We start from the raw sequence: 2,800 nt of genomic DNA, 5'->3' as shown, positions 1-2,800 counted from the left end.
GTAGTGACGGGCCGCTGGATCGGCAAGGACTGGGTCATCCTGGACGGACTCAAAGCCGGCGATAAAGTCATCGTCGATAACCTCATCAAGCTCCGCCCGGGCACGCCCGTGGGGCCCAATCCGGTCGGTGAGGCACCCGCCGCTCCTCCCCCGCAGTCGGTCCCCCAAACGCAGTCCTAAACAGGCATCTCATGACCAGATTCTTCATCACCCGTCCGATCTTTGCATCGGTGCTGTCTATCATCATTGTTCTAGCCGGACTGGTCGCAGCGTTGCAACTCCCCATTGCGCAATATCCCCAGATCGCGCCGCCCACCGTGCTGATCACGGCGACGTTTCCCGGCGCCAGCGCAGAGACGCTCACCAAGACGGTTGCCGCCCCAATCGAAGAACAGCTAAGCGGCGTCGAAGATCTTTTATATTTCAGCTCCAGCTCCGATTCAAGCGGGACGCTGACTATTACCGCAACTTTTGAAGTAGGCACCGACGTTGATCAGGCAACGTTCAATATCAGTAATCGAGCCAATATCGCGTTACCGCGCCTACCCGAGGAAGTCCGCCGGATTGGGTTGAAAATAGAGAAGCGTTCAAACGACATCCTGATGGTGTTCATGCTGATCTCCAAGGAGAAGGGAAAATATGACCCGCTTTATCTGAGCAATTACGCTACGTTGAACGTGCTGGATGAGCTGAAACGCACCAAAGGTGTGGGGGACGTAGTCGTATTTGGCGGGCAGGACTACTCCATGCGGGTCTGGTTGCGTCCTGACCGCATGGCGCAGCTGGGGGTCGCGACAACCGATATAACCGCGGCCATTCAGGCTCAGAATGCGCAGTATGCTGCAGGCAAAATAGGCCAGGAGCCCATGCCTGCGGAGCAGCAATTGATTTATACCGTCAACGCCAAAGGCCGGCTGCGGACACCCGAGCAATTCGGCAACATTATTTTGCGCGCGGACGGCCCCCGAGGTGTTCTCTATCTCAAGGATGTGGCCCGAATTGAGCTTGGCGCGCAAAGTTACGACGTTCGGACCGCGTTGAATGGCGAGCCCGGCGCGGGAATGCCGGTCTTTCTCCAACCCGGCGCGAATGCGCTCGATACCAAGAATGCCCTCGTCGCTAAGATGGAAGAGTTGAAGAAACGCTTCCCGGAAGGAATGGATTATGTCGTGCCTTACGATACCAGTCTCTTCGTCAAAGCCTCCATGTGGGAGGTGGTCAAAACGCTGGGCGAGGCAATGCTGCTGGTGATATTGGTGGTCTACCTATTCCTGCAAAGCTGGCGGGCAACCCTGATTCCCCTTATTGCCGTACCCATTTCGCTGATTGGCACCTTCGCGGGCCTGTGGCTGTTCGGCTTCTCCATCAATACGCTCACGCTTTTTGCCATGGTCTTGTCCATCGGCATCGTGGTGGACGATGCCATAGTGGTGCTGGAAAACATCGAGCGCTTGATGGACGAGGAAAAACTCTCGCCGATGAAAGCGGCGATCCGCTCCATGGAACAGGTGGCGAGCGCGGTCGTGGCGATTGTATTGGTGCTGTGCGCGGTTTTTATCCCAGTGGCGTTCATGGGCGGAATCGCGGGCGAACTCTACCGGCAGTTCGCAGTAACAGTAGCGGTGGCTGTGACCATATCGGGCGTGGTGGCGCTAACCTTGACGCCGGCCCTATGCGCCATCCTGCTGAAGCAAACGCATGGAGAGTCGGCGTTCTTCCGGGCCTTTAACCATGGTTTCAGGCGCCTGACCAATTTCTACGTCAACATGGTCAGCATTACGATCCGGCATAGAATTATCGGCGCGGTTGTATTCTCGGGCATCATTGCCGTGGCGGCGTATCTGATCAAAATGGTACCGGAAGGTTTTGTACCGCCGGAAGATCAGGGCTATGTGGTGGCGGCGACCATCCTGCCCGATGGGGCAACGCTCGCACGCACGACTCGAACCGCTGACGCCGTGCGGGCGGAGATTGCAAAGGACCCCGCAGTTTCCCACGAATTCGTGGTCAATGGCTTTGATCTGATTGGCGGCGGAAATAAAACGAGTTCGGCAACCATGTTTGTCGCCTTCAAAGACTGGTCGGAACGCACGGCCAGCGCGGAAGATATTATCCAAAAATTGAGCGCCATCGGCATGCAGCAATCCGACGGGATAGCAATGGCATTTAATCCGCCTGCAATCCGCGGACTGGGGACCGCCGGCGGCTTTGAGGTTTATGTGCAAACGCGTGCTGGCGCGGATCCGCTGCAATTATCGAACGTCGTCAACAATTTCATCGAGGCGCTGAATCAGGAACCGCGCCTTGCAGGCATTGCCACTTTTTTCCGCCCCACGGTACCGCAATTCTTTGTCGAAGTGGATGAGGCAAAGGCGGTTTCCCTGCAAGTACGCATTCCCGATATCTACGCTACCTTGCAGAGTACTATGGGTTCGTTTTATATCAACGATTTCAATCTCTCCGGGCGCACGTACCGCGTTCAGCTGCAGGCAGAACCCGAGTACCGCATGAGTCCTGATGATCTTGGCAGGGTTTATGTGCGTTCGCAATCAGGCGCCATGGTGCCGATGTCAGCGTTGAGCAAAATCAGCACGGTTGTGGGAGCCGAGCAACTGGAGCGGTATAATGGCCTGCTTGCCGCAAAAGTAATGGGAGGCGGCGCCCCCGGCGTAAGCTCGGGTGATGCGATCAAGCTGGTAGAAGAAATTGCGGAGAAGAGCTTGCCGGATAACTACCAGATTGCGTGGACCGCACAGGCCTACCAGGAAAAGCGCACCGGTTCTGCCGCGGTTTTCGCCTT

General features: G+C 56.6%; 1 protein-coding gene and 1 pseudogene. Both read left to right on the top strand.

The genetic code is table 11. The features are described from left to right. Window positions 1-180 (top strand): annotated as a pseudogene (locus C8R31_RS16350) (efflux transporter periplasmic adaptor subunit); the annotation flags it as partial. A gap of 11 nt (window positions 181-191) precedes the next feature. After that, window positions 192-2,800 (top strand): efflux RND transporter permease subunit (locus C8R31_RS15675; RefSeq protein WP_107695111.1); only part of this gene is annotated, 2,609 nt, incomplete at its 3' end.

It is taken from the genome of Nitrosospira sp. Nsp2 (genome assembly GCF_003050965.1).
Taxonomy (GTDB): Bacteria; Pseudomonadota; Gammaproteobacteria; order Burkholderiales; family Nitrosomonadaceae; genus Nitrosospira.
The sequence above is the reverse complement of the archived record's forward strand: the minus strand, read 5'-3'. Positions and strand labels throughout refer to the sequence as shown.